We start from the raw sequence: 15,565 nt of genomic DNA, 5'->3' as shown, positions 1-15,565 counted from the left end.
CCATAGTCAGAGTGATGAAATATAAATATTGATAATGGTGAATGGTTTGTTCTGCTAATTCGCGCGTCAGCAAGATGTTCGCCAGATAATTCTGACTGTACAACATAATCAAGATCGCAAGCTGGCGTGCCTCGCCTGTATCTTGTTCAACCCGCGGAGTTTGCTTGTGCGGCGCCTGGCGGGGTAGCCATCGGCCTGCCGGCTTTAGCACCGTGTGAGTGCCAATCAGCAGCAACGCCCTTGATGGCCGGGCGTTGCACCTATTATCTGAGTTCGCGCTATCGTGTTTAATTAAATCTCGATTCGCCTGCTTCCCAGCTATAGCCGTCATTGGCCGTTAACGAGTCACCCAGTTCCTGATAATCGAAACTATAAAATTCTGCACTGGCGGCATAACCAGAGTAGTCGACTACCGCCAGGCCAACGAATGCCCCGGTAAAGAACCCACCGTAACTTTGTAGTACATAATCATCTGAAAGAATTGCGGCATCCAATTTGACAGGGATTTCAGTGAAGCTCACCCCATCAAAGCTATATTCATAACAATAGCTTTCCTTTCTAACCCTGGTGCGGAACCAGACATATTCGGTACCATCTGGGATATTGATTGCCTGATCTTTCAGGTAGGAGGTGTATTTCCCACGATTATTCTCGCCTACTTCGATCACCGAACCATTAATTTCATTCCAGGTAATGAAAACAAAGCTCCAGTGGCGATCGTTATAATAATTGGTTAAGCCCGCCATTTGCTGGTAATTAAACGGATTGAATTTCACTTTGACTTGCGCATCAAAATAAAAGGCTTGCCAACGCCGGGCAATAAGCGAAAGGTCATGAGTATTCGCTAAAGAACCTTGACCTATAAGCGTCAATTTACCATCACCCGTTGTCCCCATTTTTTCGTTGAACGGGACACGAAGTGTATTCCAGTTAAGATCGAGCGTTGACGAGGTAAACTCATCCCGCTGACTATGATCTTCCGCACTTTGGGTATAAATAGCGTCCTTTGGCCCTTCGACAAAGGTTTTTCCACCGTGGCCCCCGACAATGCGTGGCCAGTCGTCTGCATCCCATATAACTTTTTGGATCGAGGTTTCTCTGCCAAGCGTTGACCAACCACGAGGATCGTAGACAGACTCACCAGCATGATTCCAGGGACGCGCACAGAGTGAGGCGTAATACCATTCCCCATTCGGGGTTGACACCAGACTGCCATGCCCCTGTTTTTGGATGTAACTGTCAGGGGTATCTACGTTGGTCAGGAAAACCTCTCCTGGCGCGGTTTCAAAACTGTTGGCGTCCAGGGTTTTGGAACGAGCAACCACCTCCTGGTGGGTAAATACGGTTCCTCCCTGAGCGGCAAAAAGATAGTAATACCCGTTTAGTTTGTAGAGATGTGGCCCCTCAACCAGCGCAACGGCAGTGCCGCGATAAATGGTACGCGCGGTTTCTGGTTTTAACTTCAGTGTCTTTGGATCAAGCTCGGTTAATGTAATGCCATTAAACGGGTGATGGTACTCTCGATGGTCCCAGGTTTGTTGAACCAAGTATTTACCGCCATCATCGTCATGGAACAGTGAAGCATCAAAACCGACGCCATTAAGTTTGATAGGATCGGTCCATGGGCCACGAATATCCGTTGCGGTGGTCAGGTAGTTCGTCATGTCTTTAAAGGCACCTTCGGTGATTTTCACATCGGTATAAACCAACCAGAATTTGCCATCGGCATAGGAGAGCGCTGGAGCCCAAATCCCCCCTGATGAAGGATTGCCCTTCATATCTAAAAGAGCAGTGGTCGACAATGGACTAGGAAGAAGATTCCAGTGTTCCAGGTCTTTTGACTCATGCAAACGAACGCCTGGGAACCACTCAAATGTCGAGTTTGCGATATAGTAAGTATCCTCTACACGGATAATACTGGGGTCTGCATTGAATCCAGGCAATATAGGATTTTGAATGATTGACATGGCATTTACCTTTTTTAATCAACTTTTTCGTATTTATAAAAAAATCAAGAAACTTATAACTATATACGAATCTCATCAAGCCGACGGTTGATATCCGTGATATTTTTATCTGAGATTGGATATAACTGAATGACGATCATCGACACAAAGGCTAAAACTATCGGGATCCAAATCGCTGTCATGTTTATGCCGGCGATGGCATTTGCATGTTGCTCTACACCGGTTTCGTTAAAGCCATACACCGCCAGCAGCCAAAGTGGCACCGCGCCGCCAATAGTAAAGCCAATCTTGAAAAACAGCCCCATAATGGCATTGATAATTGCGGCATTGCGCTTGCCTGACTTTAATTCACCATAAGCAATAACTTCAGGCACCAGTGCCCACATAAAGCCGGTAGCCGAGGTTAAGCCCCATTGCTTAATAAATGTTGCGATATAAGCCAGCCAGAGCTCATCATGCATTCCATCAAGTGACCAAATGTACGTCAAAAACTCCCCCACAATAAACATGCCAAGGAAAAGGTGGAAGAAGCCTTTTTTACCAAATATTTTCTTCAGTCGTGGCCAGAAAATCGGGAATACAATACCTGGAATTGAGGCTACCAGGCCAACAGCGCCCATCCATTCTGAATGGCCGACCACATACTGATTGAAAAAGCCATTAACCGTGTTCATGAAAAACATGAAGGTAAAGGCCAGCATGAAAAAAAGTCCGAGAACAACCAGCGGCCGATTGTTTTTGAGTTCAAGGAATAAATCAGTGGCTTTTACGTTGGCAGATTGTTCTACCGTCGCGACCACCCGTTCCTTTGTTAATTTATAACAGAGTAAAAGTGCCACAGCCCCGATAACCATATACACCGAGTAAACGCCAAACCAGGCGTAACTTGCTGATGGATCGGTATAATTCCCCAAATTGAGTTCAAGTCCAAAAAAACCGGTATCTTTGAGGCTGCGATCTTTTGGCGCGGCCATTTGTACGAACATGGGGAAGAGCGTATAGACCAGAAGATTGGCGCTATTGGCCAGCATCATTCGCGTACTGGTCAATTTATCAATAGATTCAGGATCTCTGGTTAATGAAGCATTAAGGGAACCATAAGGAATATTCACAACTGAATAAACCAGATCCAGCGCCAAATACACGATAAAGGCGAAAGGAACAGAGCCTCTGACTTCAGGAATAGGGGCAAAAAGCAAAGCAGAAAGAATAACGAGTGGAATGCCTGCCCTTAACAACCATGGGCGATATTTTCCGGCTGCTGAAATCCTTTTGTCAACAAAAGTCCCTACCATCGGATCCCAAAAGACATTGATGATTCTGACAAAAAGAAATATAAAACCGGCGGCGGCGGTGCTGATGGTATTAACAGTCAGCATGTGAAGAGCAAGAAAACCGCCGATGGTGCCAAAAACAAGGTTTTGGGCAAAGTCACCCATGCCATAACCAATGCGTTCACCACGCGTTAGTTTATGGTACTCATCATGCCGACTTTGCATTATGTTTCCACTCATTTTAATCACATCTCCTGCCTATTTTGTGAATGCGGAATACTTTCTGACACAGATTACATCCGGGGATCTATTACGTTTTTATATTTATTAATTATGTTTTTTTATTTCCGTGAGCGTTGTGACAAAGGTCTTGTATAGGTCATCTATCCAATGTGCTGACTGGCGGCTAACTAGCAATATCCGCAGTAGTTGAACGCACCAGATAAAGCGATATTTTTTTATTTCTGGTTACCTGTCTAACAAACGTTAACACCTCGTAGGGTTATTAACGTACTAAATAGATGATCGTACTTTTTGGGATATGGTTCACATTTGAGCATTATCTTAATCACAGAGTGAAATAACGTAATTGAGCAATCAGCCGGAAAAATACAGGATGATGCCGCATTTTTTATTTTCCGCTGACAGCATTACGGAGTTCATTATACAAACCTTTTTCGATCAACCTGACCGCCTGCGTTTTGCAACGCCGGAAACAGCAAACCCGCAGGCTTTTCGTCACTACACCCCGGATGAAAGCGTGCTGGGCAAACGGATGGAAAAGCACGTCGGTGATTGGCCCAACGCCTGCTGGAATGGCGCAGATATGCTTGGCGCCGGTTCTTTTGAACGCCCCAGCAGGCAGCCGCCATTGCTCTTTATTGCTATTACACTCGGCACATGGGTCAGTAATGCCGATTAATTGTTGCCTTGCATAAACCGTAGCTAACAGCGGCCAGAAAGTGCCAGATACAAAAACAAAAAAGCCCGCAGTGATGCGGGCTTAGAGGTGTTTTACGGCTTATACGTGCCGGCTGGTGCCAGACGTTAAATCATTCCCACTCGATGGTCGCCGGTGGCTTGCCGCTGATGTCGTACACCACGCGAGAAATACCGTCGACTTCGTTGATGATGCGGTTGGAAACGCGGCCGAGGAACTCGTACGGCAGGTGTGCCCAATGCGCGGTCATAAAGTCGATGGTTTCTACCGCACGCAGCGACACTACCCAGTCATACTTGCGGCCGTCGCCCATCACGCCAACGGAACGCACCGGCAGGAACACGGTGAACGCCTGGCTGACCTTGTTGTACAGATCGGCTTTGTGCAGCTCTTCGATAAAGATCGCGTCGGCACGGCGCAGCAGGTCGCAGTACTCTTTCTTCACTTCGCCCAGCACGCGCACGCCCAGGCCCGGCCCCGGGAACGGGTGACGGTACAGCATGTCGTACGGCAGACCCAGCTCCAGACCGATCTTGCGTACTTCGTCCTTGAACAGTTCTTTCAGCGGCTCGACCAGGCCCAGCTTCATCTCTTTTGGCAGGCCACCCACGTTGTGGTGCGATTTGATCACGTGCGCCTTGCCGGTGGCCGAGGCGGCGGATTCGATCACATCCGGGTAGATGGTGCCTTGCGCCAGCCACTTCACTTCGCTCTGCTTGCAGGCTTCTTCGTCGAATACTTCGACGAACACCCGGCCAATGATCTTGCGCTTGGCTTCCGGCTCATCCACGCCGGCCAGCGCGCTCAGGAAGCGCTCTTCGGCAGGCACGTGCACGATGTTCAGACCGAAATGATCGCCGAACATTTCCAGCACCTGATCGGCTTCGTTCAGGCGCAGCAGGCCGTTATCAACGAACACGCAGGTCAGGCGCTTGCCAATGGCGCGGTGCAGCAGCATCGCGGTCACCGAGGAGTCTACACCGCCGGACAGGCCGAGGATCACGTGGTCTTCGCCCACCTGCTCACGGATACGCGCTACCGCGTCTTCGATGATGGTGGCCGGCGTCCACAGCGCTTCACAACCACAGATGTCCAGCACGAAGCGCTCCAGCATCCGCTGGCCCTGGCGGGTGTGCGTCACTTCCGGGTGGAACTGCACGCCGTAAAAACGTTTTTCTTCGTTGGCCATAATGGCGAACGGACAGGTATCGGTGCTGGCAACGGTAACAAAGTCGGCCGGAATGGCAGTCACTTTGTCGCCATGGCTCATCCATACATCCAGCAGCGGCTTGCCGCTGGCGCTAACGGCATCTTCGATATCACGGATCAGGGCGCTCTGGGTGGTCACTTCCACCTGCGCATAGCCGAACTCGCGCTCGCTGGAGCCTTGCACGTGGCCGCCCAGCTGCATCGCCATGGTTTGCATGCCGTAGCACACGCCCAGCACCGGTACACCGGCGGTGAACACGTATTCTGGCGCGCGCGGGCTGTTCAGCTCGGTGGTGCTTTCCGGACCGCCGGACAGAATGATGCCGCTTGGATTGAATTCGCGGATCTGCTCTTCCGTCACGTCCCAGGCCCACAGCTCACAGTAAACGCCGATTTCACGTACGCGGCGAGCCACCAATTGGGTGTACTGCGAACCGAAGTCCAGAATAAGAATGCGATGCTTATGGATATTTTGTGTCATGTGAGGCGAATTCCAGCAACAGAGAAAAAGGAGAAAATCTAAATCGTCAGGGCGATAGCCATCGGCGAGGCCCGGCGTGATGCCGGGCCAGCCTGTGGAATCAACCCATACGGTAGTTCGGTGACTCTTTGGTAATGGTCACGTCATGCACATGGCTTTCCTGAATACCGGCACCGCTGATGCGCACGAATTCCGCTTTGGTACGCAGTTCGTCGATGGTGGCGCAGCCGGTCAACCCCATGCAGGAGCGCAGGCCGCCCATTTGCTGGTGTACGATGGCTTTCAGCATGCCTTTGTAGGCCACGCGGCCTTCGATCCCTTCCGGCACCAGTTTGTCCGCCGCGTTGTCGGTCTGGAAGTAACGGTCCGAAGAGCCTTTGGACATCGCGCCCAGCGAGCCCATACCACGGTAGGACTTGAACGAACGCCCCTGATACAGTTCGATTTCGCCCGGCGATTCTTCGGTACCGGCCAGCATCGACCCCACCATGACGCAGGAAGCACCCGCGGCGATGGCTTTGGCGATATCGCCGGAGAAACGGATACCGCCGTCGGCGATAACCGGAATACCGGTGCCTTCCAGCGCTTCTACCGCGTCAGAAATTGCGGTGATCTGCGGCACGCCCACGCCGGTGACGATACGGGTAGTACAGATGGAGCCAGGGCCAATCCCCACTTTCACCGCGCTGACGCCGGCTTCTACCAGCGCTTTGGCACCGGCTGCGGTCGCCACGTTGCCGCCAACGATCTGCAGATCCGGGTATTTGGCACGGGTTTCACGAATACGCTGTAACACGCCTTCGGAATGGCCATGGGAGGAGTCGATCAGCAGTACGTCTACACCTGCGGCCACCAGCGCATCAATACGCGCTTCGTTGCCGGCACCGGCGCCAACCGCAGCGCCTACACGCAGGCGGCCGTGTTCGTCTTTACAGGCGTTAGGCTTGCGCTCTGCCTTCTGGAAGTCCTTGACGGTGATCATGCCGAGCAGATGGAAACTGTCGTCCACCACCAGCGCTTTCTCAACGCGTTTTTCGTGCATTTTTTGCAGCACGACTTCTCGCGCTTCGCCTTCCTTGACCGTTACCAGACGGTCTTTCGGCGTCATCACGGCGGTGACTGGCTGGTTGAGGTCGGTTACGAAGCGAACGTCACGGCCGGTAATGATACCGACCAGTTCGTTGTCTTCGGTCACCACCGGATAGCCGGCAAAGCCGTTACGAGCGGTCAGCTCTTTGACTTCTTGCAGCGTGGTGGATGGGGTAACGGTCTGCGGGTCAGTGACTACGCCGCTTTCATGTTTCTTCACGCGGCTGACTTCTTCAGCCTGACGCTCAATGGACATGTTTTTGTGAATGAAGCCGAGGCCGCCTTCCTGCGCCAGCGCGATGGCCAGACCGGATTCGGTGACGGTATCCATCGCTGCGGACAGCATAGGGATATTCAGGCGGATAGTTTTGGTCAGCTGAGTGCCTAATTCTGCAGTGTTAGGCAGAACCGTGGAGTGGGCTGGAACCAGGAGAACGTCGTCAAACGTCAGAGCTTCTTTAGCGATACGTAGCATGGGCAATATCTCACCAGGGTGGATGCGGAAAAGATAAAATATTGCCGCGGCATTATACAGAGCGTAATCGGTTGCCTCCAGCACTTTCTTACAAAAACTCTTGATTACCTGTTTGAGGCATGTAGTATCGACCAATTAAGTGGTTGTTTTGGAATTTGATCTGGGTCACATGTCACTACCTACCTCTCCGTCCATTTTTACCGTAAGCCGCCTCAATCAGACGGTTCGACAACTGCTGGAAATGGAAATGGGGCATATTTGGCTCTCGGCCGAGATCTCGAACCTCTCCCAACCCTCTTCCGGCCACTGGTATTTTACCTTGAAGGACGATCGCGCCCAGGTTCGCTGTGCGATGTTCCGTAACGCCAATCGCCGCACCACCTTTCGTCCACAAAACGGCCAGCAGGTGCTGGTTCGCGCCAGCATCACGCTGTATGAACCGCGCGGCGATTACCAACTGATTGCCGAAAGCATGCAGCCGGCCGGTGATGGTCTGCTGCAACAGCAGTTCGATCAGCTTAAACAGCGTTTGTCTGCCGAAGGACTGTTCGATCAGCAATTCAAACAGCCGTTGCCGAGCCCGGCTCGCCGGGTTGGGGTGATCACCTCCTCCAGCGGTGCCGCACTGCACGATATTCTGCAGGTACTGCAGCGGCGCGATCCGTCATTGCCGATTGTCATCTACCCGACGCCGGTACAGGGGGCGGAAGCACCGTTGAACATAGTGCGGGCGATAGAAACCGCTAACCGTCGCGACGAATGCGATGTGCTGATCGTCGGCCGCGGCGGCGGTTCACTGGAAGATCTGTGGAGTTTTAACGACGAACGGGTGGCGCGGGCGATTTTCGCCAGCCGCATTCCGATTGTCAGCGCCGTCGGCCATGAAACCGACGTCACCATCGCCGATTTTGTCGCCGACCTGCGCGCGCCGACCCCCTCCGCGGCGGCGGAGCTGGTCAGTCGCAATCAGCTGGAGCTGTTGCGTCAGCTGCAATCACAGCAGCAGCGTCTGGAAATGGCGATGGATTACTATCTGGCGCAGCGTCAGCAGCAGTTCAGCCGTATCAACCACCGTTTGCAGCAACAGCATCCGCATCTGCGTCTGGCGCGGCAGCAAACGCTATTGCTGAAACTGCAACGCCGGTTGGAAGATGGCATGCAGCATCAGCTGCGGCTGTCTTCGCGCCGCAGCGAACGTGCCCAGCAACGGCTGGCGCAAACGCAGCCGCTGGGCCGCATCCACCGTTATCAGCAGCGGGTACAGCAGCAGGAATACCGCTTGCAGCAGGCGCTGGAACGCCAGCTCAATGCCTATCGTCAGCGTTTTGGCGTTGCCTGCAGCCAGTTGGAAGCGGTCAGCCCACTGGCGACGCTGGCGCGCGGCTACAGCGTGACACAAACCCCGCGCGGCGAGGTGCTGAAAACCACCCAACAAACGCAGGTCGGCGAAATGCTAAAAACCCGTTTGCAGGATGGCTGGGTCGAAAGCGAAGTGAAAACCGTCACCAAAGCGAAAAAGCCACGCAAGAAACGCGCGGCCGACTAGTCTATTTGGGCGCTTGACGCGCCCTCTGCCCCTCACCCCAGCTTGAATACCGCCGCCGGCTCGCCGTTGATCCACAGTTGGCGCAGTTCGCTTGCCGGCAACGTCACCGCCAACTGCTGCCATGCCGGCCGGAAACGCCCCTCGGTGCTGATGGCAAGATCGATGCGGCTGGTGGTACAGCGCATCTGCCAACGCAGCCACAGCGCGTTACCCTGCTGCCAGCCATCGCTCACTCCATCGTCTTCAAACAGCAGACCCGAACATTCGCCGTGCATCAGCGGAAACAGCTTCAGTTCACGCCGATCGTCTGCCGCCACGTCGACGTGAGCCAGACGCTGCGATAGCGGAATGGCGCTCCCGGCGCGCGCCAGCAACGGCAGACGCTCCAGCGGCGCGTCCAGCACGATGCTCTGCCCGCCGCCGAACCATTGGCCGCTGTAGAAACAGTACCAGCCTTCGCCGTTGTCCGGCAGATACACCGTGCGTTGCCGCTGCCCCGGCTCCACCACGCTGGCCACCAGCAGATCGCGGCCGATCAGGAAGTCGTCGTTTTCATGCCAGGTGTGTGGATCCTGTTCATGATCGAGGAACGTCGGCCGCAGCATCGGTTCATCATCGACGCTGGCCTGCCATAGCAGGGTGTAAAAATAGGGCATCAGACGATAACGCAGGTTGATGGCGTCGCGGATGGTCGGCGTCACCGCCGGGTACATCCACGGTTCGTTTACCGTGGCATCATCATTCCACGAATGAATGGTAAAACGCGGATGCATTACGCCGTTTTGTACCCAGCGCACAAACAGCTCGGCGTCCGGCTTGTCGCCGGAGAAACCGCCGACGTCATGACCGACGTTGTACAATCCCGACAGGCTCATGCCCAGTCCCATACGGGTGTTATAACGCAGAGTCTGCCAGTTGGTGCGATTGTCGCCGCTCCAGGTCTGCACGTAGCGCTGCATGCCGGCGCAACCGGAGCGGGAAATCAGGTACGGCCGCATGCCTGGCGCAAATTGCCGCTGGGCTTCCATTGACGCGCGCATCATCAGCAACGGCATCACCGGCCGGATATGCTTGATGGCGATCGGCCGACCAAAACCATGGCAGCGCGCCTCGCCATCCCATACTTCGTACTCGTTGTTGTCGTTCCAGGTCGAATCAATGCCCATTTCCAGCAGTTGCTGCGTCACGCCCTGCTGCCACCAGCGCACCGTCGCCGGGTTGGTGAAATCAAGGTGCGATCCTTCGTCGTCCCAAAAGCTCGAACGTTCCGGCGCATCGCTTTGCGAGTCGCGAATGAACAACCCCTGCTCCGCCACCGCCGCATACTGTGGATGGTCCTGCAACAGGCACGGCTTGATATTGGCCGCCAGCTTCAGTCCGGCGTGGTGAAACGCCTGGCTCAGTTGCTGCGGCTGCGGTACCTTGTCGTAGTTCCAGTTGAAGACATAACGTTTGTTACCAATCGAGGTATAGCCGGAGGAGAGCTGGAACGAATCGCATGCAATATCATGCTGTTGGCACAGCTGAATAAACTGTTGCAGTTGCACTTGCGCATCCGGCGCATCGGTGTAATGCATGGTCGAGCCGCTGTAACCCAGGCTCCATTTAGGTCCGAAAAGCGTCTTGCCGGTCAGCCGCACAAATGCCTTGGTGACGTCCAATACCTGCGGCCCGAGGAACAGGTAATAATCCAGATCGCCCGCTTCGGCCTGATAGCGACGGTAGGCCAGATGGTAGTTATCGATTTCATTGCCCAGATCCAGCCAGCAACTGCTCAGATTGTCGTAAAACAGGCCAAAACTGACCTCTTGCCGCCGGGTAATGGTAAACGGAATGTGCTTATACAGCGGATCGGTACTGGCGGCGTTATAGCCCATGGCATCGAGATTGCGCATTTCGAAACGGCGACCGCTGCGTTCCAGATCGCCGGCCTTTTCACCCAACCCATAATAACGGTCGCCGGCCAAACGCCGCTGATAGTGTGCCACGCCATCACCCTGTGGATTGAGCATATAGGCGCTGGTTGGGCGATCCGCCGCCAACGGCTGCCATTGCCCTGCGGTATCGCAATACTCCCATTCCAGCCACAGCGGTTGGTGCACGGTCACGCGCAGCGAGCCGGTCGACAGCGTCAGCCGATCGTCCCACTGCTGCAACTGATAACCCGGCAGGCTAAACCCCTCCACGCTCTGCCTATCGCGCCCCTGCCACGGCACGTCGTTTTCCGGCGCGATGCTCCAGGTACGGTCGAGCGCCAGTTCACCGTTACGCTTCACCAACACTCGGAACAGGCCATTTTCCAGTACGTACAGGCAAAACAGATGGCGTTCATCCACCCGCAGTTCGATGCGGTCAGCGTATTGTCCTACCAGCACCCAGTTTTTTAACGTTTTCATAAGCATCCGTAATTACTGATTAAGAGGTTTTTTCTTGCCGCGTTCGGCGATCAACGCCACCAGGAACACCGCGCCGATCAGATCAAAGAAGCCCATCGCCACGAACAGCGGACTGAAGCCGACGGTGTCGGACACCGCGCCAATCAACAGCGTGAACAGGAAGCTGGCGATCCAGGCGCTGGAACCGCGCATGCCGTTGACCGTCGCCATCTGGTTTTTGTCGAACGACTCCACCACCAGCGCACTCAACATGCAGGAGATCACCTGATGACCGAAACCGCCGATCGAAATCAGCAGGATCGCCAGATAGGGATCTTTGGTGATCGCCACAAAGGCCAGCGACAACATCATGAAGGCCCCGGTAACCGAACTGGCCACTACCGAGTTAACGCGCGTACAGCCAAACCATTTGCGGTACAGGGTGGTGAGGTAACCGCTGGCCACGCTGCCGATGTCTGCCGCCAGGAACGGCAGCCAGGCGAACATCGCGATCTGCTTGAGATCCATGCCGCGTTCGGTCGCCAGATACAGCGGAACCCAGAAGCTGAATACCGCCCAGGCCGGTTCGGCCAGAAACGCCGGAATGGCAATGCCGTAAAATTTCTTGTTCTTGCACAGAATGGCGAGGGATTTAAAGAATGGCAGCTTGGGCAGCTCCGGCTCATTGTCTTCGCGGATCAGCGCCAGTTCCTGCTGGCTCAGGTTCGGGTGCTGCTGCGGCTCATGATAGAACAGCCACCACAGCACCACCCAGGCCATCGCCAGAATGCCGGAAAACAGGAATGCCCCCTGCCAGCCAAAGGAAACGTGAGCAATAACGATGATCGGCGGTGCCAGCATGGCGCCAATGGAAAAGCCGACTCCGGCCCAACCGGCGGCAATCGGACGCTCCTTTTTCGGAAACCATTCGGAAATCGCCTTGGCGTTGGCTGGCGTAGCGGCGGCTTCGGCGCTGCCCATAAAGAAGCGCAGGATCGCCAGTTGCAACCAACTGCCGGCGCCAGCATGCAGCATGCACACCACCGCCCAGACGCTGGCGCAAATCAGAAAGCCCATCTTCAGCCCAATCACGTCAATCAGCCAGCCGCAGATCGGCTGGAACACCGTATAGGCCAATTGGAACGACGCCACCACCCAGGAATACTGCTCGGTGGTCATGTTCAGACTGGTTTTCAGCTCTGGTGCCAAAATGCCAAGCGAATTGCGGGTAATGTAGTTTACCGTAACGCCCAGCAGGAACAGCGCCAGCATCCACCAGCGCAATGCCTTGAATTTGCGTCGTGCGCCGTGCGCGACGTTTTGGTTAATTTCAACACTCATCTCTCTGCTCCGTGGCGATTGCCGTGAAAACAAGCGCCTTATAGTGGGTACATTTGTTTTTCGGAGGGATTAACAGCCGCTAATGACGCCCGCCGCGCTGCTACAACAATCCTGGGAATAAAGCCTGTGTTAGGGTGAATTTTTCCTGCCAATTGGACTGATAACTCAGTTAAATTGGTGTACCAAAACAGACTAGCGAGCGACCTGGCAGAGAGAAACGTGGTTTTTTGCAAAAATTCCCATACAGTGGGAAAAACATGCCGCGGTACTTAATTAACCCACTCACAGCGGCAATCCAACGTTGTGAAAATTTTTTCATCACGAGATTTGAACGAGATCACAAAATGAACGGAAAATTGAAAGTGCAGGAAATTGCCCGCCAAACCGGACTTTCAATCAGTACGGTTTCACGCGTACTGGCAGGGAAAGCCAACACCAGTGCGGCAGCGCGCGAGCAGGTTTTGGCCTGCGCGCAACGCAATGGCATCCTGCAAGGCATTTCCAGTGGGCGGCTGATGCTCAACAACGTGATGGTGTTTGCGCCGCAGCGCGCGTTCGACGTACGCACCGACATCTTTTACTACAAGGTCATTCAGGGAATCATCGCGGCACTAACGGAGCATGAGGTGCGCATTCGCTACTGCGGGCTGGAAGAAAACCACAGTGACGGCGCACTGTTTCTGGAAAAAATGAGCGATGGCCATACCCAGGCGGCGCTGCTGATTGGCATCGATGATGAGCATATCCATTCGCTGGCCGCCGATCTGCACAAGCCCTGCGTGTTGATCAACTGCACCGACCGTACCATGCGGCTCGACAGCGTTTCCCCCGATCATCAGCTGATCGGCGAATTTTCTGCCAATTATCTGTTCCAGCAGGGCCACAGCCAGATCCTCAATATGCAGTGCCTGCGTCGCCATACCATGGAGCTGCGGCTGGCCGGCATCCGCCAGGCCTATGCACGACATCACCAGCCGTTCGACGAACGCCGTCATCTGATCGCCACCTCCGGCTTTGGCAGCGAAGAAGCGGAGCAGGCGCTCACTACCTTTATCTCGCGACTCCGCGACCGCAATCAGTTACCGAGCGCCATTCTGGCCGGCGGCGATTACATGGCGGTTGGCGCCGTCAACGCCCTGCAAAAATTGGGTTTCAGCGTGCCGGGAGATGTTTCCGTGATGAGCACCGACGGTTTTAACCTGGCCGAAATCCATGACGTGCCGCTAACCTCGGTGCATGTGCCGCGTGACGAATTGGGCACCGAGGCGATTCAGCTACTGCAACGGCGAATGCTGCGTGCGGATGCGCCGCCGTGCAATCTGTTGCTGCACGGCCAGTTGGCGGTGCGCGAGTCGGTCAAACGCCTGAGCCCGCACAGGGTAACGCCGGCAGTGAGCACCCACAATCATCGGCTTTATGACCAGTGAGCTACACTTGATACGAGAGTCTCTATCCATCAGGGTTGTTTTGCCCAAGGAGAGCCACTATGCCGTTTACCCGATCTGCCCGCACGGTTATCCCACCGTATATCCTGAAACGCATCGTAGAGCACGGCAGCCCCCCGCAGCGTGACTGTGCGCTGCATACCCTGCATCACGTGCAGAGCCTGCTCGGCAATATGCCGCTGCGCGCGCCCAGCGCCAAAACCGCCACCGGCGGTGAAGTGATTCGCGACATTTATGATGCCCAGCATGGTAACCAGTTGCCCGGCAAGGCGGTGCGCAAAGAGGGGCAGCCATCCAATCACGACGTGGCGGTGGATGAAGCCTACGACTATCTGGGGGTAACCTATGATTTCTTCTGGCAGGCCTTCAAGCGCAACTCGCTGGATAACCAGGGTATGGTGCTGACCGGCAGCGTACATTACGGTAATGAATATCAGAACGCCTTCTGGAATGGCCAACAGATGGTATTTGGCGACGGCGATGGCGAGATCTTTAACCGTTTCACCATCGCCATTGACGTGGTTGCCCATGAGTTGGCGCACGGCGTCACCGAAAGCGAAGCCGGGTTAATCTATTTCCAACAGGCGGGAGCGCTGAATGAATCCCTGTCCGACGTGTTCGGTGCCATGGTCAAGCAGTTCCGGCTGCAACAGACCGCCGATCGGGCCGACTGGCTGATCGGCGAAGGGCTGCTGGCCAAGGGCATCAATGGCAAGGGTCTGCGATCGATGTCGGCGCCCGGCAGCGCCTATGACGATCCGTTACTCGGCAAGGATCCGCAGCCAGCCAGCATGCGCGACTATATTGAAACCAAAGAGGATAACGGCGGCGTTCATCTCAATTCAGGCATTCCCAACCGCGCGTTCTATCTGGCGGCAACCGCGCTGGGTGGCCATTCCTGGGAACAGGCCGGCGTTATCTGGTACCACACAATGTGTGATAAGACGCTGCCGCAAAATGCCGACTTCGCCACCTTTGCCGCACTCACCGTCAAACACGCCCGGCAACGCTTCAGTCAGCAGGTTGCGGATAAGGTACAACAGGCCTGGCAACAGGTCGGGGTGGCGTGATGCGACCGCTGCCGATCCTCGATCAGGACAGCGTCATTGAGCTGGCGCGCGAAGGCGGTTTCGCCTTCATTCCAAAGCTGGCGGGGCCGCGGCGCATCGCGCTGGCAGATATTCCGCCGGCGCAGCGCCAGCGTCTGGATCAACTGCTCAAGCAGACGTTGCCCTATGCCCAGGAAGCCGGTCAGCCAGATTCGCCCGGCTGCGGCGATCAACGTTATTTCCGCGTGCAGATCAATTACTACAGCCAGAATAGCAGCAGCGAAATCGTGCTACTGATCCCGGAAAGCAGCGCGCCACAGGCGCTAATCGATCTGTGGAAGACCGGTCAGGTGGATCAGTAAACGCGCAGCGCG

10 protein-coding genes and 1 pseudogene are annotated in these 15,565 nt (G+C 55.0%); 5 read left to right on the top strand and 6 right to left on the bottom strand.

The annotated features are described in order from the left end of the window. Positions 1-287 precede the first annotated feature (287 nt). Positions 288-1,967: a glycoside hydrolase family 43 protein gene (locus AC2AXP_RS17555; RefSeq protein ID WP_198774095.1), complete on the bottom strand. Its 1,680-nt coding sequence runs from the start codon at positions 1,965-1,967 to the stop codon at positions 288-290. A gap of 59 nt (positions 1,968-2,026) precedes the next feature. Next, complete coding sequence (locus tag AC2AXP_RS17550) at positions 2,027-3,466, bottom strand: MFS transporter (protein WP_164844332.1); 1,440 nt, start codon at positions 3,464-3,466, stop codon at positions 2,027-2,029. A gap of 439 nt (positions 3,467-3,905) precedes the next feature. On the opposite strand from AC2AXP_RS17550, the pseudogene AC2AXP_RS17545 reads away from it, so the two are divergent. Further along, positions 3,906-4,097, top strand: a pseudogene (locus AC2AXP_RS17545) (xylose isomerase); the annotation flags it as partial. 196 nt (positions 4,098-4,293) lie between these two features. Here the strand turns inward: AC2AXP_RS17545 and guaA are convergent. Together guaA and guaB are read right to left on the bottom strand one after the other, a co-directional pair. Continuing rightward, positions 4,294-5,871 carry a glutamine-hydrolyzing GMP synthase gene (gene guaA / locus AC2AXP_RS17540; protein ID WP_004959712.1) on the bottom strand — a complete coding sequence of 526 codons (1,578 nt, stop codon included), beginning with the start codon at positions 5,869-5,871 and terminating at the stop codon, positions 4,294-4,296. 100 nt (positions 5,872-5,971) lie between these two features. Then, the gene (gene guaB, locus AC2AXP_RS17535) at positions 5,972-7,435 is read right to left on the bottom strand and encodes an IMP dehydrogenase (RefSeq protein ID WP_039991841.1); all 1,464 of its coding nucleotides are present in this window, start codon (positions 7,433-7,435) and stop codon (positions 5,972-5,974) included. Between the two features lie 169 nt (positions 7,436-7,604). Between guaB and xseA the strand changes: the two genes are divergently transcribed. Continuing rightward, positions 7,605-8,981, top strand: coding sequence for an exodeoxyribonuclease VII large subunit (gene xseA, locus AC2AXP_RS17530; protein ID WP_039992607.1), 1,377 nt, complete (start codon positions 7,605-7,607; stop codon positions 8,979-8,981). Positions 8,982-9,013: 32 nt separating this feature from the next. On the opposite strand, the gene AC2AXP_RS17525 is transcribed toward xseA, so the two are convergent. After that, entirely contained in the window at positions 9,014-11,377 is a 2,364-nt protein-coding gene (locus tag AC2AXP_RS17525) for a glycoside hydrolase family 31 protein (protein ID WP_004959704.1), read from the bottom strand. 12 nt (positions 11,378-11,389) lie between these two features. Further along, a complete protein-coding gene (locus tag AC2AXP_RS17520) occupies positions 11,390-12,697 on the bottom strand; it encodes an MFS transporter (RefSeq protein WP_004959702.1) in 1,308 nt (435 codons plus the stop codon). Positions 12,698-13,041: 344 nt separating this feature from the next. On the opposite strand from AC2AXP_RS17520, the gene AC2AXP_RS17515 reads away from it, so the two are divergent. Genes AC2AXP_RS17515 through AC2AXP_RS17505 form a run of 3 tightly spaced genes read left to right on the top strand, consistent with a single transcriptional unit; the run spans position 13,042 to position 15,553 of the window. Next, a complete protein-coding gene (locus AC2AXP_RS17515; RefSeq protein ID WP_039991840.1) occupies positions 13,042-14,124 on the top strand; it encodes a LacI family DNA-binding transcriptional regulator in 1,083 nt (360 codons plus the stop codon). 59 nt (positions 14,125-14,183) lie between these two features. Continuing rightward, complete coding sequence (locus AC2AXP_RS17510) at positions 14,184-15,212, top strand: M4 family metallopeptidase (protein WP_484381836.1); 1,029 nt, start codon at positions 14,184-14,186, stop codon at positions 15,210-15,212. Next, positions 15,212-15,553 carry a protealysin inhibitor emfourin gene (locus AC2AXP_RS17505; RefSeq protein WP_484381835.1) on the top strand — a complete coding sequence of 114 codons (342 nt, stop codon included), beginning with the start codon at positions 15,212-15,214 and terminating at the stop codon, positions 15,551-15,553. Before AC2AXP_RS17510 ends, AC2AXP_RS17505 begins: the two co-directional genes overlap by 1 nt. The last annotated feature ends 12 nt before the right edge of the window (positions 15,554-15,565 follow it).

The sequence above is a fragment of the Serratia sp. Sp408 genome, assembly GCF_057180665.1.
This window is presented reverse-complemented; position numbering and strand designations above follow the sequence as displayed.

Bases quoted from the DNA above. Each gene is read 5' to 3' on its own strand.
- guaA (WP_004959712.1), bottom strand. From the start codon at position 5,871: ATGACACAAAATATCCATAAGCATCGCATTCTTATTCTGGACTTCGGT.
- xseA (WP_039992607.1), top strand. From the start codon at position 7,605: ATGTCACTACCTACCTCTCCGTCCATTTTTACCGTAAGCCGCCTCAAT.
- AC2AXP_RS17555 (WP_198774095.1), bottom strand. From the start codon at position 1,967: ATGTCAATCATTCAAAATCCTATATTGCCTGGATTCAATGCAGACCCC.
- guaB (WP_039991841.1), bottom strand. From the start codon at position 7,435: ATGCTACGTATCGCTAAAGAAGCTCTGACGTTTGACGACGTTCTCCTG.
- AC2AXP_RS17505 (WP_484381835.1), top strand. From the start codon at position 15,212: ATGCGACCGCTGCCGATCCTCGATCAGGACAGCGTCATTGAGCTGGCG.
- AC2AXP_RS17550 (WP_164844332.1), bottom strand. From the start codon at position 3,466: ATGCAAAGTCGGCATGATGAGTACCATAAACTAACGCGTGGTGAACGC.
- AC2AXP_RS17525 (WP_004959704.1), bottom strand. From the start codon at position 11,377: ATGAAAACGTTAAAAAACTGGGTGCTGGTAGGACAATACGCTGACCGC.
- AC2AXP_RS17510 (WP_484381836.1), top strand. From the start codon at position 14,184: ATGCCGTTTACCCGATCTGCCCGCACGGTTATCCCACCGTATATCCTG.
- AC2AXP_RS17515 (WP_039991840.1), top strand. From the start codon at position 13,042: ATGAACGGAAAATTGAAAGTGCAGGAAATTGCCCGCCAAACCGGACTT.
- AC2AXP_RS17520 (WP_004959702.1), bottom strand. From the start codon at position 12,697: ATGAGTGTTGAAATTAACCAAAACGTCGCGCACGGCGCACGACGCAAA.